Source organism: Zavarzinia sp. CC-PAN008, from assembly GCF_051903925.1.
GTDB lineage: Bacteria > Pseudomonadota > Alphaproteobacteria > Zavarziniales > Zavarziniaceae.
Genome location: NZ_CP173678.1, coordinates 1,835,607 through 1,850,083, shown reverse-complemented (window position 1 = coordinate 1,850,083; position 14,477 = coordinate 1,835,607). Strand labels below are relative to the sequence as shown.

Annotated in this window: 15 protein-coding genes; 4 read left to right on the top strand and 11 right to left on the bottom strand. The window is 68.6% G+C overall.

Going from position 1 to position 14,477, the window contains the following annotated elements; translation table 11 throughout:
- Positions 1 to 54: 54 nt before the first annotated feature.
- Both ctaD and coxB read right to left on the bottom strand, forming a co-directional pair.
- Positions 55 to 1,704, bottom strand: a complete 1,650-nt coding sequence (ctaD, locus tag ACI6GS_RS08660; protein ID WP_439817388.1) for a cytochrome c oxidase subunit I — start codon at positions 1,702 to 1,704, stop codon at positions 55 to 57.
- Between the two features lie 18 nt (positions 1,705 to 1,722).
- The gene (coxB, locus tag ACI6GS_RS08655) at positions 1,723 to 2,547 is read right to left on the bottom strand and encodes a cytochrome c oxidase subunit II (protein ID WP_439817387.1); all 825 of its coding nucleotides are present in this window, start codon (positions 2,545 to 2,547) and stop codon (positions 1,723 to 1,725) included.
- 450 nt (positions 2,548 to 2,997) lie between these two features.
- Between coxB and tldD the strand changes: the two genes are divergently transcribed.
- Positions 2,998 to 4,422 carry a metalloprotease TldD gene (gene tldD / locus ACI6GS_RS08650; protein WP_439817386.1) on the top strand — a complete coding sequence of 475 codons (1,425 nt, stop codon included), beginning with the start codon at positions 2,998 to 3,000 and terminating at the stop codon, positions 4,420 to 4,422.
- Between the two features lie 84 nt (positions 4,423 to 4,506).
- On the opposite strand, the gene truA is transcribed toward tldD, so the two are convergent.
- From truA to recR, 5 genes are read right to left on the bottom strand one after another with little or no spacing between them, the layout of a single operon-like run.
- Positions 4,507 to 5,268, bottom strand: a complete 762-nt coding sequence (gene truA, locus ACI6GS_RS08645; protein WP_439817385.1) for a tRNA pseudouridine(38-40) synthase TruA — start codon at positions 5,266 to 5,268, stop codon at positions 4,507 to 4,509.
- 1 nt (position 5,269) lies between these two features.
- Positions 5,270 to 6,184 carry a methionyl-tRNA formyltransferase gene (gene fmt / locus ACI6GS_RS08640; protein ID WP_439817384.1) on the bottom strand — a complete coding sequence of 305 codons (915 nt, stop codon included), beginning with the start codon at positions 6,182 to 6,184 and terminating at the stop codon, positions 5,270 to 5,272.
- Between the two features lie 13 nt (positions 6,185 to 6,197).
- The gene (gene def, locus ACI6GS_RS08635) at positions 6,198 to 6,713 is read right to left on the bottom strand and encodes a peptide deformylase (protein WP_439817383.1); all 516 of its coding nucleotides are present in this window, start codon (positions 6,711 to 6,713) and stop codon (positions 6,198 to 6,200) included.
- A 60-nt stretch (positions 6,714 to 6,773) separates the two neighbouring features.
- The gene (locus ACI6GS_RS08630; protein WP_439817382.1) at positions 6,774 to 7,151 is read right to left on the bottom strand and encodes a hypothetical protein; all 378 of its coding nucleotides are present in this window, start codon (positions 7,149 to 7,151) and stop codon (positions 6,774 to 6,776) included.
- Between the two features lie 24 nt (positions 7,152 to 7,175).
- Positions 7,176 to 7,793, bottom strand: a complete 618-nt coding sequence (gene recR, locus ACI6GS_RS08625) for a recombination mediator RecR (protein WP_439817381.1) — start codon at positions 7,791 to 7,793, stop codon at positions 7,176 to 7,178.
- Positions 7,794 to 7,949: 156 nt separating this feature from the next.
- Here recR and ACI6GS_RS08620 point away from each other — a divergent pair, with 156 nt between their 5' ends.
- Together ACI6GS_RS08620 and arsC are read left to right on the top strand one after the other, a co-directional pair.
- Positions 7,950 to 8,135 carry a CsbD family protein gene (locus ACI6GS_RS08620; protein ID WP_439817380.1) on the top strand — a complete coding sequence of 62 codons (186 nt, stop codon included), beginning with the start codon at positions 7,950 to 7,952 and terminating at the stop codon, positions 8,133 to 8,135.
- Positions 8,136 to 8,277: 142 nt separating this feature from the next.
- Positions 8,278 to 8,625 (top strand): arsenate reductase (glutaredoxin), encoded by a 348-nt coding sequence (gene arsC / locus ACI6GS_RS08615; protein ID WP_439817379.1) that lies wholly within the window; start codon positions 8,278 to 8,280, stop codon positions 8,623 to 8,625.
- Here the strand turns inward: arsC and ACI6GS_RS08610 are convergent.
- The 3 genes from ACI6GS_RS08610 to ACI6GS_RS08600 all read right to left on the bottom strand — a co-directional run bounded on the left by ACI6GS_RS08610 (position 8,622) and on the right by ACI6GS_RS08600 (position 12,558).
- Positions 8,622 to 9,785, bottom strand: a complete 1,164-nt coding sequence (locus ACI6GS_RS08610; protein ID WP_439817378.1) for an NAD(P)/FAD-dependent oxidoreductase — start codon at positions 9,783 to 9,785, stop codon at positions 8,622 to 8,624. The two genes, arsC and ACI6GS_RS08610, sit on opposite strands and share 4 nt — an antisense overlap.
- Before the next feature lie 133 nt (positions 9,786 to 9,918).
- Entirely contained in the window at positions 9,919 to 10,932 is a 1,014-nt protein-coding gene (locus tag ACI6GS_RS08605) for an NADP-dependent oxidoreductase (protein ID WP_439817377.1), read from the bottom strand.
- A gap of 81 nt (positions 10,933 to 11,013) precedes the next feature.
- Positions 11,014 to 12,558: an acetyl-CoA acetyltransferase gene (locus ACI6GS_RS08600; protein WP_439817376.1), complete on the bottom strand. Its 1,545-nt coding sequence runs from the start codon at positions 12,556 to 12,558 to the stop codon at positions 11,014 to 11,016.
- Between the two features lie 139 nt (positions 12,559 to 12,697).
- On the opposite strand from ACI6GS_RS08600, the gene ACI6GS_RS08595 reads away from it, so the two are divergent.
- A complete protein-coding gene (locus ACI6GS_RS08595; protein ID WP_439817375.1) occupies positions 12,698 to 13,615 on the top strand; it encodes a PaaI family thioesterase in 918 nt (305 codons plus the stop codon).
- Positions 13,616 to 13,982: 367 nt separating this feature from the next.
- On the opposite strand, the gene ACI6GS_RS08590 is transcribed toward ACI6GS_RS08595, so the two are convergent.
- Positions 13,983 to 14,387 carry a helix-turn-helix domain-containing protein gene (locus ACI6GS_RS08590; RefSeq protein ID WP_439817374.1) on the bottom strand — a complete coding sequence of 135 codons (405 nt, stop codon included), beginning with the start codon at positions 14,385 to 14,387 and terminating at the stop codon, positions 13,983 to 13,985.
- Between the last annotated feature and the right edge of the window lie 90 nt (positions 14,388 to 14,477).

Below are 14,477 nucleotides of genomic sequence, written 5' to 3'. Positions count from 1 at the left end.
GACCACCCCCCCGGTGGGAGAGATGGTCACGCCATGCCGTGCTTGCGCCGGCTGCTACTTGATGCGCGGCAGCTCGTCGAACTGGTGGAACGGCGGCGGCGACGGCAGCGTCCATTCCAGCGTCGTGGCGCCCGGACCCCAGGGATTGGCGGCCACGCGCTTCTTCTGGAGGAACGCCAGCATCACGATGAACAGGAACAGGACGACACCACCGGCCGAGATGTACGAACCGATCGAGGCCACCTCGTTCCAGCCGTGGAACGCGTCCGGATAGTCCGGGATGCGGCGCGGCATGCCGGCCAGACCCAGGAAGTGCATCGGGAAGAACGTCATGTTCACGCCGACGAACGTGATCCAGAAGTGCAGGTGGGCCAGCGGCTCGCTGTACTGGTAGCCGCTCATCTTGCCGAACCAGTAGTAGAAGCCGGCAAAGATGGCGAAAACCGCACCCAGCGACAGCACGTAGTGGAAGTGCGCGATCACGTAATAGGTGTTGTGCAGCGGCGTGTCGATCGACGCGTTCGCCAGCACGACGCCGGTGACGCCACCCACGGTGAACAGGAAGATGAAGCCGATCGCCCAGACCATGGGCACCTTGAACTCGATCGAGCCGCCCCACATCGTGGCGATCCACGAGAAGATCTTGATGCCTGTCGGCACCGCGATGACCATCGTCGCGAAGGTGAAATAGGCCCGCGTGTCGACCGCCATGCCGGTGATGTACATGTGGTGCGCCCACACGACGAAGCCGATCACGCCGATCGCGACCATGGCATAGGCCATGCCCATGTAGCCGAACACCGGCTTGTTCGAGAAGGTCGAGATGATGTGGCTGATGATGCCGAAGGCCGGCAGGATCAGGATGTACACCTCGGGGTGACCGAAGAACCAGAACAGGTGCAGGAACAGGATCGGGTCGCCGCCGCCTGCGGGATCGAAGAAGGCGGTGCCGAAATTGCGATCCGTCAGCAGCATCGTGATGGCGCCGGCCAGCACGGGCAGCGACAGCAGCAGCAGGAAGGCGGTGACCAGCACCGACCACACGAACAGCGGCATCTTGTGCATGGTCATGCCAGGCGCGCGCATGTTCAGGATCGTCGTGATGAAGTTGATGGCGCCCAGGATCGACGACGCACCCGACAGGTGCAGCGCGAAGATCGCCAGGTCCATCGCAGGACCCGGATGGCCCGCGGCATTCGACAGCGGCGGATAGATCGTCCAGCCGACGCCGGCCCCCAGTCCGCCCGGCGGCCCTTCGACGAAGGTCGAGAGCAGCAGCAGGATCAGCGACGGCGGCAGCAGCCAGAAGCTGATGTTGTTCATGCGCGGGAACGCCATGTCTGGCGCACCGATCATGAGGGGCACGAACCAGTTGCCGAAGCCACCGATCAGGCCCGGCATGATCATGAAGAAGATCATGAGCAGGCCGTGGGCGGTGATCAGCACGTTGTAGAGCTGATGGTCGCCGCCCAGGATCTGGTTCCCCGGCGCCTGCAGCTCCATCCGGATCACGATGGAATAGGCAAGGCCCAGGATGCCCGAGAACACCGCAAAGAACAGGTACAGCGTACCGATGTCCTTGTGGTTGGTGGAGAACAGGAAGCGACGCAGGCCCCGTGGGGTCTCGTGCGCGTGGTCGTCGTGCCCGTGGTCATGACCATGGGCATGGTCGTGACCCGGCGCGGAATGGGTTCCGGCTGCCATGGATATCCCCCTTGAGCCTTAGCGCGCTTCGACCGCGGCGAGCTGTGTCGCCGGCTGGCCCGCACTGGCAAAACGCTGCTTGGCCTCGACCAGCCAGGCGGCAAACTCTTCCTTCGACACGACCCGGACCTGCACCGGCATGAAGCCGTGGTTCACGCCACAGATCTGGTTGCACTGGCCATAGACGGTGCCGGTCTCCGTCGCGCGGAACCACGTCTCGTTGATGCGGCCGGGCATCGCGTACTTCTGCACGCCGAGCGCCGGCACCAGCCAGGAATGGATCACGTCGGTCGAGGTCGTGAGCACGCGGATGTTGGTGTCGACCGGGACCACCACCTCGTTGTCGGTGGACAGCAGGCGGAGCTGGCCCGGCTTCAGGTCGCCGTCCTGGACCATGTAGGCGTCAAAGGTCAGGTTCTCGTGGTCCGGGTACTCATAGGTCCAGTACCACTGGTGACCCGTCACCTTCAGCGTCATCTCGGCGTCGGGCGTGCGGTCCGTATAGTACAGGATGCGCATCGACGGCACGAAGATCACGGCCAGGATGATGACCGGCACGACCGTCCAGATCACCTCGATCAGGGTGTTGTGCGACGTCTTGGACGCCACCGGGTTCCGGCTCCTGCGGAAGCGCACCATGGCGTAGACCAGCAGCGCCGCCACGAACAGCGTGATCACCGTGATGATGACCAGCAGCAGGTTGTGGAAGCTGATGTACTCCTGCATCTGCGCGCTGGCCGCCGCCGGAAAGTCGATTTCCCACGGCTGCGGCTCAGCCCACGCGGAGGCGGTCCACAGGGTGCCGAGCAGGGCCGGCGCGATCGGCTTCAATATGGACCTCATCGGGCCTCTGTGCTCCTGGACGTAGACGGGGCCGGCGCAAGCGCATCCGGTGGGGCGCACCCAGCCGGCCCGAAGGGCACTATATACACTCCCCCCCGAGTTCAAGCGGAGCCCTAAAATCTAGCGACCTAATGCCGCGAAGTGTTGCAATTGGTCCCTCTGTCCAGGGACAGAATGTCCAAGGGCCGCGGAAACGCGGGGCTTGCCTGCTGCATCGGCGCCACACAGACCGTGGACGGGCGGCAGAGACACCTGATTCCTGCGGCCTGGTCATCAACGCCCCCCGGATGCCGGGACGGGGTGACGGCGCGGGCAGGAGCACCCATATTGGGCTGACGGCACGGTGCCGCGCCACAGGCCCTCCGCCCATGGCGCCGCCGGCCACGTATCATCGGGACCCCGTTGCCGGCCAGTTGCCCGCGATGTCGCCAAGCCCAAGGAGCCTGCCCAGTGTCCAGCCTTCCTCATGACCGCTTCTTTGGCGAAGGCGCACTCGACCGCGTGCGCGCGCAGGGCCTGGTCGACCAGGCCCTGCGGGGTGCCGACGACGGCGAGCTGTTCCTGGAATACACCCAGTCGGAAAGCTTCTCGTTCGACGATGGCCGGCTCAAGGCCGCGACCTTCGACAGCGGCCAGGGCTTTGGCCTGCGCGTCGTCGCGGGCGAGGCGACGGGCTATGCCCATGGCGTCGAACTGGACGAGCACGCCCTGCGCCGCGCAAGCGACGCGGTGAGTGCGGTAAAGGCCGGTCATTCGGGCACGCTGGCGCTGGATCCGGCCGGCACCAATCGTCACCTCTACGGCGAGGAGAACCCGCTGGACCCGACGCCCTTCGCGGCCAAGGTCAAGCTGCTGGCCGACATTGACGCCTATGCCCGGGCCAAGGATCCGCGCGTGCGCCAGGTCTCGGCCTCGCTGCTGGGCTCGTGGCAGGTGGTGGAGATCCTGCGACCCGGCGGCCACGTCGTGCGCGACATCCGCCCCCTGGTCCGAATCAACGTCTCTGTCGTGGTCGGCGACGGCGACAAGCAGGAAACGGGCAGCCATGGCGCCGGCGGCCGCACCGGCTATGCCGCCTATCTCGACCCCGCCTCGTGGCAGGCCCAGGTGGACGAGGCGCTGCGCCAGGCGCTGGTGAACCTTGATTCGGTGGCGGCACCGGCGGGCGAGATGGACGTGGTGCTGGGCCCCGGCTGGCCCGGCATCCTGCTGCACGAGGCGATCGGCCACGGCCTGGAGGGCGATTTCAACCGCAAGAAGACGAGCGCCTTTGCCGGCCTGATGGGCGAGCGCGTGGCAGCCCCCGGGGTCACCATCGTCGACGACGGCACCATGCCGGGCCGGCGCGGCTCGCTCACCGTCGACGACGAGGGCACGCCGACCAGCCGCACGACGCTGATCGAGGACGGCATCCTGGTCGGCTACATGCAGGACCGGCTGAATGCCCGGCTGATGGGTGTCGCCGCCACCGGCAACGGCCGGCGCCAGGGCTTTGCCCACATGCCGATGCCGCGCATGACCAACACGGTGATGCTGGGCGGCGATCGCGATCCAGGCGAGATCCTGGCCGGCGTGAAGCGCGGCCTCTATGCCGTGAACTTCGGCGGCGGCCAGGTCGACATTACCAGCGGCAAGTTCGTGTTCAGCTGCACCGAGGCCTATCTGGTCGAGAACGGCAAGGTGGGCCCGGCGGTCAAGGGTGCCACCCTGATCGGCAACGGCCCCGACTGCCTGACCAAGGTCAAGGCGATCGGCAATGACATGGGCCTGGATCCTGGCATCGGCACCTGTGGCAAGCAGGGCCAGGGCGTGCCCGTCGGCGTCGGCCAGCCGACCCTGCTGATGGAAGGCCTGACTGTCGGCGGCACGGGCTGAGGCGCGCCAGGATGGACAGGCGCCCGGGCTGACGGGCGCCGGGACTGACGGGCGCCAGGGCGGACAGGCATCAGGGCGGACGGTTCAGCCCTGGCCGTCCCCGGCGGGCGGGTAGTCGACACGGGTCAGGACCAGTCCCTGGGGCGGTGCGGTCGGACCCGCGGCGGCGCGGTCGCGGGCGGCCAGGGCCTTGGCAACCGCGTCAGGGGACCATTTCCCCTCCCCCACCAGTTTCAGCGTGCCGACCATGTTGCGGACCTGGTGGTGCAGGAACGAACGGGCGGACGCCTCGACCAGGATCACCTCCCCCACACGTGTGACAGCCAGCCGGTACAACGTGCGCAGCGGCGAGTTCGCCTGGCACTGCGCCGCGCGAAAGCTGGTGAAGTCGTGCCGCCCCTCCAGCCGGGCGGCACCCGCGGCCATGAGGCCGGCATCCAGGGCATGGGGCACGTGCCAGACGCGGCCGCGCTCCAGCACCGGCGGCGCCGGGCGGTTCAGGATCGTGTAGCGATAATGCCGGGCGGTCGCGTCGAACCGGGCGTTGAACCCATCTGCCACCCGGTCCGCCTGCAGAACCGCCACGGGATCGGGCCTCAGGTGGAAGTTCAGGGCATCGCGCACGGTGCGTGGGGCATGGTCGCGCACCAGGTCGAAATGCACGACCTGCCCCGTCGCATGCACGCCCGTATCGGTGCGGCCCGCCGCCGTGGTGACGACCGTCTCACCGCTGAAGCCGGCAATCGCACGCTCGAGCGCTGCCTGCACGCTGGGCCCGTTGTCCTGGCGCTGCCAGCCAACGAAGGCGGTCCCGTCATATTCCAGGACGAGGGCGTAGCGCGGCATCTCAGTCCAGCCGCGTGCCCCTGGGCACCGGCCGCCCGCGCAGGAAATCGGCCGCGTCCATCAGGCGCTTTCCCGGTGCCTGGACCAGCGTCAGGCGCAGCGCGCCGCGCCCGCAGGCGACGGTCAGGCGGTCGTCCAGCGTCGCCCCCGGAGCACCGTCGCCATCCAGGCTTTCCGCGCCGCTGACGCGCAGGCGTTCGCCGTCGAGCGTCGCGAAGGCGCCGGGCCGAGGGCTGAGAGCCCGGACCTGCGCCGCCAGTTCCGCGGCCGGGCGCCGCCAGTCCAGGCGCTCGTCCTCGGTCGTCAGCTTGGCGGCATAGGTCACGCCCGCGTCCGGCTGGACCTGCGGCTGCAGGCTGCCATCGGCCAGGCCGGCCAAGGCCGGGACGATCAGCGTCGCCCCCAGGGCGGCCAGCGCATCGTGCAGGCTGCCCCCGGTGGTTGCGTCCGTGATCGGCACGGCTTCGTGGAGGAGCATCGGCCCGGTGTCGAGGCCGGCATCCATCTGCATGATCGTGACGCCCGTCTCGGCGTCTCCCGCCATGATCGCGCGCTGGATGGGCGCGGCACCCCGCCAGCGCGGCAGGAGGGAGGCGTGGACATTCACGCACCCCAGCCGCGGCGCGTCCAGGATCGCACGGGGCAGGATCAGGCCATAGGCGACGACCACCGCCACATCCAGGTCCAGCGCGGCGAAGGCCGCCTGGTCGGCCGGATCGCGCAGGCGCAGCGGCGTGCGGACAGGGATGCCCAGCGCCTCGGCCCGGGCGTGGACGGCGCTGGGGCGCAGCTGCCTGCCGCGGCCGGCGGGGCGCGGCGGCTGCGAATAGACACAGGCAATCTCGTGCCCCGCGGCGTGCAGGGCGTCGAAAACTGGTACCGAAAACTCCGGCGTTCCCATGAAGGCCAGGCGCATGGCGGGCCTCCGCTCAGACGGTCGCCAGCTTCTTCGCCTTGGCCAGCTTGCGCAGGATCACGCTGCGCTTGACCAGCGACAGGTGATCGACGAACAGCACGCCGTCCAGATGGTCCATCTCGTGCTGCAGGCAGGTGGCCAGCAGGCCCGTCGCCTCCTGCTCGCGGATCTCGCCCTGCCCGTCCAGATAGCGCACGCGCACCGTGGCCGGGCGTACCACCTCGGCATAGTGCTCGGGCACGGACAGGCAGCCTTCCTCATAGGTGGCGAGGTCCTCCGACTGCTCCAGGATCTCAGGATTGATGAACACCTGGGGGTTCGGCGCCTCGCCCTCGCGCGCCAGGTCGATGACCAGGATCCGCTTCGGGATGCCGACCTGGATCGCGGCCAGACCGATGCCGTTGGCGGCGTACATCGTCTCGATCATGTCGGCGACCAGCTTGCGCACGCCTTCATCCACCTGAGCGACGGGCTTTGACTTGGTCTTCAGGCGCGGATCGGGCGCTTTCAGGATCGGAAGGACGGCCATCGCGGGGACTTAAGGCGCGCGCGATGCGCCGTCAAGGCGAAGGACCGGACCGGCGAGCGTTCATGCCTCGTCCGCGACTGCGTAGCGCGAGAGGGCAAGGTCCAGGCCAAGAGCCGACAAGCAGGCCAGGAAGGCATGCGGATAGCGGTCCACCTGGGACATGACCTCTGGCCGGTTCGCAATGGCGATATGCAGCAGGCCGGTCAGACCGGAGGCGACAGCGAGATCGAGAAAGTCCCGCAGCGGTGGCAAGTGAACCAGCAGGTGCTCGATCGTCCGGGGGAGATCACTGGTGATCGCATCGTCGTCGAGGATCGTGGCAATCAGGCTTGCGTGACCCTGTCTGTTTTCGCCGATGCGCCAGGGGACGGGACAGTTTCGCCCGGCGTCCTTGAGGACGGCCAAGGCGCCGCCGGTCAAGCGCAGCGTCACCAGCACGACGGTTGGCCTTCGCGCAGCCTGTCAGCCCGCGCCCATGGGGCGGCGGGCCTTCAGGGCGGCGGTCAGGGTGCCGTCGTCCAGGTAATCGAGCTCCGCCCCCAGCGGTACGCCATGGGCGAGGCGGGAGACGGCGACGGGAAGGCCGGCCAGCCGTTCCGCGATGTAGTGGGCCGTAGTCTGGCCGTCGACGGTCGCACTGAGCGCCAGGACGACCTCGCGGCAGGCTGGCTCGGCGGCGCGGGCGACCAGCGTCTCGATGCGCAACGCCTCCGGCCCCAGCCCGTCAAGCGCCGACAGCCGGCCGCCCAGGACGTGGTAGCGGCCCGAGAAGCCGGCGGCACGCTCCATCGCCCACAGGTCGCCGATCTCCTCGACCACGCAGATCGTGTCGTCGTCGCGCCTTGGATCGCTGCAGATCGTACAGGGATCGCGCGAATCGAGGTTGCCGCAGCGGGAGCACGGATGGATGGCGGTGGCGGCGGCGGCCATTGCCTGGGCCAGCGGCTCCATCAGCGTTTCGCGGCGTGAGAGGAGGTGCAAAGCCGCGCGCCGCGCCGATCGCGGCCCAAGCCCGGGCAGCCGGGCCAGCAGCCGGATCAACGTGTCCAGTTCCGAATCCGCATTGGGCCCACGCGCCATGTCTTCAGTATAGCCGCCGCGCCCTGCGCCGCGACCCACCCGTCGGGCGAGGCGCCGCGGTTCCCGCACACCGCGAAAAAAATAGTGCGGAGCGGAGCGGGCACCATCCAGGAGTTGCTGCATTTGGACGGACATCGCAACACCAAGGAGGGTGACATGGACAAGGATCGGATCGAAGGCACGGCGAAGCAGGTCAAGGGTGCCGTGAAGGAAGCAGCCGGCAAGCTGACCGGCGATGCCAAGCTGCAGGCCGAGGGCAAGGCCGACAAGGCCGAGGGCAAGATCCAGAACGCCGTCGGCGGCGCCAAGGATGCGGTGCGCGACGCGGTGCGCAAGCACTGATCGATCCCGCCTCGTTCATCGGGGCACACGCCCAGGCCTGAGTACCGCGCCTGATGCGTTCCCCGGTGTGGGCCGGCCGGCACTTCGCCGCGCCGGCCCATTGCGTTTCCGCAGCCGACCGGGCCATGCGATGGTGCGCCACATGAGCGTGACCATCTTCCACAATCCGGCCTGCGGCACCTCGCGCAAGGTGCTGGCCCGGCTGACCGACCTGGGGCTGCAGCCCCGCATCATCGAATACCTTAAGACGCCGCCCAGTGCTGCCGAACTGGCGCGGTTGCTGACCGCGATGGGCTGGACCCCGCGCCAGCTGCTGCGCCGGCGCGGGACCCCTTATGACGACCTGGGCCTGGACGATCCGCGCTTGAGCGACGCGGCGCTGATCGCGGCGATGGTGGCCCACCCGATCCTGATCGAGCGCCCGATCGTGGAGACGCCGAAGGGCGTCCGCCTGGCCCGCCCCCCAGAGGAACTTGAAGCGATCCTTTAGCCGGCAACCGCGAGCGACGGCCGGCGCGGGGCGAGGTCCTGCTGCGTCACCCCGGCATCGAGGATGCGCTGGGGCAGTGGCCGGCCCAGGACCAGCGCCGCCGTCGCCTCCCCCAGCGTGGGCGACATCATGATGCCGTAGCCGCCCTGGCCGCACAGCCAGAAGAACCCCTCCACGGCGTCGTCGAAGCCACAGACGGGCGCATCGTCGGCCACGAAGCAGCGGAGCCCTGCCCAGCGGCGGCGCAGGTTGCGCACGGGCATGACCGTATGCCGCTCGATCCAGTCGATCAGGACCGCCAGGTCGAACTCGTCGGGTTGCACGTCGTGCGGGACGTCCGGCGTCTGGTCGCCCAGCGAGCACATCACGCGGCCCATCTCAGGCTTCACATAGGGATGGCCGCCTTCCGGCTGCTCGCCGACGAACTCGCAGAACGGATGATGGTCGGGCGTGCCCGCCGGGGCGTCCACGATCAGGGCCGTGCGCCGCTTGGGCACCAGCCCCACGGGCGCAACGCCGGCAAGTCCCGCGACCTGGTCCGCCCAGGCGCCGCTGGCATTGACCACGATCGGTGCCTGGACGGTCCCGGCCGCGGTCACGGCGCGCCACAGGCCGCCCACCCGCTCCAGCGCTTCGACCCGGGCGCCGGTCATGACCTGGCCGCCCCGGGCACGAATGCCGCGCAGGAAGCCCTGGTGCAGGATGTCGACGTCCATGTCGGCCACGCCCGGCTCGTACACCGCAGCGCCGACCAGTTCCGGGCGAAGCAGCGGCACCTTGGCCCTGGCCTCCGCCCTTGGCAGTTCCACGATCACGTCCAGCGCGTCGGACAGGGCCAATTGGGCCTGCAGCAGGCCCTCGTCCCCCGGCCGGGCGACGTGGATATGGCCCCGCGGGGCGGCCAGGATCGGGCCCGCGAAACACTCGGGCGGGTTCTCGAAGAAGGGGCGGCCCAGCTGGCTGATGCGGCGCGGGACGAAGCCGCCATAGTGCGGCGTGAACATCGCGGCCGAACGGCCGGTCGTGTGGTAGCCGGGCGCGTCTTCCGCCTCCAGCACGACGACACGACCGTGATCGGCCAGCGCGAAGGCCGCACCGGCACCGGAAATTCCGGCGCCCAGGACCAGGAAATCGACCACGAGATCGGCAGATTCAGCCACGATCGCCTCAGCTCCCCGCATGTGACGGACCGCTTTCCGTCATAGCGCGACTAGGGTCCCGCTGTCGCCTGCTGCAACGCACACATGAGGGTGAAGCAATGCTCTCCCCGCCGGCTGCGACTCCCGTGGGGACCTAGCTGACGCGGATCAGGACGCGGCCGACCTGGTCGCGGGCATAGAGGCCGGCGAAGGTCTCCGCACTGTGCTCCAGCCCATCCACCATGTGTTCGTCGTAGACGAGGTCGCCCGAGCGGATCCAGCCGGCGAGTTCGGCCCGGGCCGCAGGCCAGTCGCGCATGAAGTCATAGACGACGAAACCCTCCATCTTCAGGCGGTGGGTGATGAAGCGGGTGGTCGCCTTGATCCCGCGCGGGCTTTCGGCGTTGTATTCGGCGGTCTGGCCGGAGACGGCGATGCGTCCGCCAAGGCGCAGGTTCAGGATGGCGGCGTCCAGCGTCTCGGCCCCGACATTGTCGAAATAGAGGTCGGCGCCATCGGGCAGTTCGCGGGCAATCGCCGCGCGCAGGCTGGGCTCGGCCCGGTAGTCGATGCAGGCATCCAGGCGCAGGCGATCGCGTGCATAGGCGACCTTTGCCGGGCTGCCGGCAATGCCCACGACCTTGTGCCCCTTGATCCGGGCGATCTGCGATGCCGCCGCCCCCACCGGGCCGCCCACGGTCGAGACGAGGACGGTGTCGCCATCCTTCAGGCGGCCGACGCGCAGCAGGCCGAAATAGGCGGTCAGGCCAGAGACGCCCAGCACCCCGATCGAGGCCGACATGGGGATGTCGTCGCGGTAGATCTCGGGGTCCAGACGCTCCACCAGCTTCTCGTTGGCGACGACATGGCTGGCCCAGCCCAGGTTGCCGGCGACCCTGGTGCCTTCGGGGAAGCCTGGATGGCTGGATGCCTCGACGATGCCAGCGCCGAAGGAGGGGACGGGCTTGCCGATCTGGACGGCCGCCATGTAGGTGTCCTGCGACAGGCTGGGGCGGATGCCGGCGTCCAGGCTGTGATGGGTCAGGCGGACCACGAACTCCCCGTCCTTGGGTTCGCGCAGCGGCGCCTCTTCGAGCCGGAAGTCGCTCAGCTTCGGCATGCCGCTTGGCCGTTCCGCCAGCACCCAGCGCCGTGTCGTGGTCGTCATGTTCCCTCCGGTTCTTTGGGGGAAGTATGACGGGTGAGGCGCGCCCTGGCTGCACCTGATGTGCGGCCAGGGCGCAGAGAGTCAGGCGAGCGTGAAGATGTTGCGGTTGCGGGGGCCCGTTGGGCTCACCTTGATCGCCCGGCCCAGGGCGTCGCCTTCGAGAGCCTTGACCGCCTCTGCGTCGCCTTCGCCGCTGATGGCGACGAAGCGGGCATTGTTGGACTTCAGGCGGCCGATGACGATGCCGACGGGCACCTTCTTCGCATAGTCGACCGTGTAGGTCTCGATCGTGGCGTCGCCCTCGGGCTTGGTCTCGATCTGGGGGGCTTGCCAGCCGTCGACTTCCGCCTGAAGCGCCTTGCTCGACCTCGCGGTGAAGGCGCGGGGCGTGGTCGAGTAGACGCCGGTCGAATACTTGGAGAGGAAGCCGCCATTGGCGGCGACCAGGCCGTAGGAGCCGGGCTTGGCCCGCACCCGCTCCACCACTTCGGCGATCGCGTGCATCGAGTAGTTGTTGCCGGCCCCGCCGAAGAAGGGCAGGCCGCCCGTCACCGTCAGGCCGCGCGGGTCGTCGGCGTCGAGGCCGAGCGCGTCGGCCACGTTGAAGACCGCGATGGGGAAGCAGGAATACAGGTCGATCGTGCCGAGGTCCGCGGCAGCGATGCCGGCATCATCCAGCGCCTTCTTCGCCGCCAGGATCGACGCGGGGCTGGACGACAGGTCGGCGCGTTCCAGCACCGAGCGTTCCTTCGCGTCGGCATAGCCGTGCAGGTAGACCCACTTGCTCTCTGGCACGCCCAGTTCGCGCGCCTTGGCGGCGGATGCGATGATGACGGCCGCCCCCTGGTTGGCCTGGTCGCGGGCGACGACATAGCGCGGATAGGGCCAGGCGATCAGGCGGTTGCGCTCCGTCACCGTCACCAGTTCGTCCGCCGAGAGGACCTTGGGCGCCATGGCGTGCGGGTTCTGCGAGGCGGCCCTGGTGAAGGGCGCGAAGAGACGGCCCATTTCCTTGGCATAAGCCTGCGGGCTGAGGCCCAGGCGGCCGCGGCGCGCATTCTCGAACATCGCGTAGTAGAGGACGGGCGCGCCGATGCCGTGCTCCAGCATGGGCGGGCTGAGCAGGCCGTCCAGGCCATAGCCGCGGAATTCCAGGCTGCCCTCGACCTCTTCCGACCAGTCGGGGTTCTCCCCCTTGGTGGCGAGGTCGCGGGCGGTGGAGATCGCCTCGGACCCCGCGATCAGGGCGGCGTCGATCTCACCCGCCGCGATGCGTTCGGCCAGTTCGCTGAGCAGGTGCTGCGGGCCCTGGCCGCCCACGACTTCCTGGATCGCCCGGGCCGGATTGGCGCCGATCCGCTTCGCCACCGAACGCGGGAAGTTGTTGGACTTGCCGAACGGGGCGACGACGTTGGGGCCCGAGGCCTCGAACTGCGGGATCGTCGCGATCGTGTCGATGGCCGCGGCGACGCGGGCCGCATCCGCCCCTGTGTCGGCGACCGCGGTACGGGCGGCGAGGCCGGCCAGGTCGGCCGGCGACAGCGCCTTATAGGCGGGCGAGCCGATGGTTTCGGAGGCTTCGCCCACACCGATGATGACCGGGGTCCGGTCAGAGGGGACCGTCATGTCTCTTCTCTCGTCTGCTTCGCTGACAACAGCATCGCGGGCGGGTCTAGCATGAACGGAGCAGGGATGGCACAGCATGGGCGGCCCATCCTAAAATCGCGTCGGTTCGCCAGCACGTCGAGGGGCCCAGGACACGCACATGGCAGAGACAATTCCCGCCAACCCGTCGGAGAAGGAGATCGAGCTCCTGTTCCGCAAGGGCATGCACGCCAGCGCCATCGGCATGGGCGATCCGCGCAACGAGAACGGCCATTCGTGGCGGCCCATGGCCTATGACCCCAAGCTGGTCGGCAATGTGGAGACGGGCGTGCTGCATGGCGGCGCGATCACGGCCCTGCTGGACCATACCGGTGGCGACGCGGTGCAGAGCGCGCTGGGCCGGCGCCAGCCGATCGCGACGCTGGACCTGCGGCTGGACTACATGCGTCCGGCAAGCCCGGGCCTGGGCGTCATGGCGCATGCCCATTGCTTCAAGCTGACCAAGCACATCGCCTTTGTCCGCGGCACGGCCTACCAGGAGGACGAGGCCGATCCCGTCGCGACCTGCGTTGCCACCTACATCCTGGCGCCCAACCAGCCGGCACCCATTCCGGCCAACCTGCCAGAGATGGACGACAGCGACATTCCGCGGCCAGCGGAGGTGAAGGGGGCTGCGGCGTTCCTGGAGACAATCCCCTATGCCCGGTTCCTGAACATCGTCGTCGATCAGAAGGGGAACGAGATCACGACCATCCTGCCGTTCCGCCGGCGCCTGGTCGGCAACCCGTTCCTGCCCGCCCTGCATGGCGGCGCCATCGGCGCGTTCCTGGAGACGACGGCGATCACGCAGCTGGGCTTCGACACGGGCGACTGGGCGGTGCCGAAGCCGATCTGCATCACGATCGAGTACCTGCGCTCTGGCCGTCCCGTCGAAACCTATGGCCGCGCCGTGGTCACGCGCCAGGGCCGGCGCGTCGCGACCGTGCGGGTCGAGGCCTGGCAGGAGGATCGCCGCCGGCCCATCGCCGCAGCGCAGGGCCATTTCCTGCTGCGCGAGGCGGCCGCCGCGACAGACTGAGGCAGATTGCGCGGGACGGGATGATTGCCGACCCGGTCGAGTACCGGACCGCGCCCAACACAGGCCGCTACGAGGAGGCGTAAACGGCGTCCGGCTCTACCGAGGCGCTTTCCCCGCTCAGGTTCATCGCGATCCGGGCGACGGCTGGCTTGTCCCAGGCGTCCTTCCGCCCAGGCGCCTGGCGCTGTTCGGTTCCGACCAGTCCCGTGATTGGCGAAGCGGACGCAAGACTGCAATTCATGCGACTTTCCTTCGCGATGACCAGGGGCGGAGCACACAGCCCGTCAGGCGCCAACGCTGCGTTGGCTAGAACTGTTCCCGCTCAATCGGAAGCGTGTCGGAGCGACAGACGCCACCTGCAGTGGGCTCAGTCGTTGCGCTGACGGGCCTCTTTCCCCGACACGGTCTTGATCAGCGTGCCGATCACCGACCGGACGTGCGGATCCTGGATCGCGTTGAAGTTGGCGACCAGGTCGATGATGGTGCGGTCGCGCCCGCCATGGGGCATGGCCTCGCGCACCTCGTCCGCGTCGAAGCTCTCGAAGAACCAGTTCATCGGCGCCTCGAGCAGACGCGAAATCTCGTAGAGCCGGCCCGCGCTGACGCGGTTCGCACCCGTCTCGTACTTCTGAACCTGCTGGTAGGATAGCCGCAACGCCGCGGCCAGCTGCTCCTGTGTCATGCCCATGCGCGTGCGACGCTCGCGAATGCGTCGGCCTACATGCTCATCGACCTGGCGCGACAGGCGCGCCTCAGACCCCTCCGTCGTCATCCGTTCTATCGACTCAGTTCCCCCGCTGGCCGGCAAGCCTATCTCGTTCCGTAGACGAAGCAATAGGTCCGCGAACAGAAATGTCGTATG